Genomic DNA, 1,273 nt, shown 5'->3' on the forward strand with positions numbered 1-1,273 from the left:
CGGATTTTTCACCCAGTCCCTATCGGACCGTGACCCTGAGCTTTTTGGCTCGATCACGTCCGAGCTGGGCCGTCAGCGCGACGAGATCGAGCTGATTGCATCCGAGAACATCGTCTCTGCCGCCGTGATGGAAGCGCAGGGCTCGGTGATGACCAACAAATACGCCGAAGGCTATCCCGGTCGGCGCTATTATGGCGGTTGTCAGTTTGTCGATATTGCCGAGAACCTGGCCATCGACCGGGCCAAGCAGCTGTTTGGCTGCGGCTTTGCGAACGTGCAGCCGAACTCGGGCTCTCAGGCCAACCAGGGTGTGTTCCAGGCGCTGATCCAGCCCGGTGACACTATTCTGGGCATGAGCCTGGATGCCGGTGGTCACCTGACCCACGGCGCGCGCCCGAACCAGTCGGGCAAGTGGTTCAACGCGGTGCAATACGGCGTCCGCAAAGAAGACAACATGCTGGATTATGATCAGGTCGAGGCGCTGGCGAAAGAGCACCAGCCCAAGCTGATCATCGCCGGCGGCTCGGCCATCCCGCGCCAGATCGACTTTGCCCGCATGCGCCAGATCGCCGACATGGTGGGTGCCTATCTGCACGTAGACATGGCACACTTCGCCGGCCTGGTGGCGGCGGGTGAGCATCCCAGCCCCTTCCCACATGCACATGTGGCGACCACGACCACGCACAAGACCCTGCGTGGGCCGCGTGGGGGTATGATCCTGACCAATGATGAAGACATCGCTAAGAAAGTGAATTCGGCGATCTTCCCCGGCATTCAGGGCGGCCCGCTGATGCATGTGATCGCCGGTAAGGCCGTGGCCTTTGGCGAAGCCCTGCGGCCCGAGTTCAAAACCTATATCAGCCAAGTCATTACCAACGCGCAGGCGCTGTCGGACCAGCTGATCAAGGGCGGTCTGGACACGGTGACCCACGGCACCGACACCCATGTGGTGCTGGTCGACCTGCGCCCCAAGGGCGTGAAGGGCAATGCAACCGAGAAGGCTCTGGGCCGGGCGCATATCACCTGCAACAAGAACGGCGTGCCGTTTGACCCAGAAAAGCCGACAATTACCTCGGGAATCCGTCTGGGCTCACCCGCCGGCACCACCCGCGGCTTTGGCGAGGTCGAGTTCCGCCAGATCGCCGATTGGATCATCGAAGTGGTCGACGGCCTGGCTGCCAATGGCGAAGACGGCAACGGCGCCGTCGAAGCCAAGGTCAAAGCCGAGGTCGCAGACCTCTGCGCCCGCTTCCCAATCTATCCGAACTTGTAA

The 1,273-nt window shown here is 61.8% G+C and carries 1 protein-coding gene; it reads left to right on the forward strand.

Translation table 11 applies throughout. The features are described 5' to 3' along the window. On the forward strand, positions 1–1,273 hold a 1,273-nt coding region (gene glyA / locus GS636_RS22570), incomplete at its 5' end, for a serine hydroxymethyltransferase (RefSeq protein WP_253762987.1).

The organism is Ruegeria sp. HKCCD4884, assembly GCF_013110855.1.
Classification (GTDB): Bacteria; Pseudomonadota; Alphaproteobacteria; order Rhodobacterales; family Rhodobacteraceae; genus Ruegeria.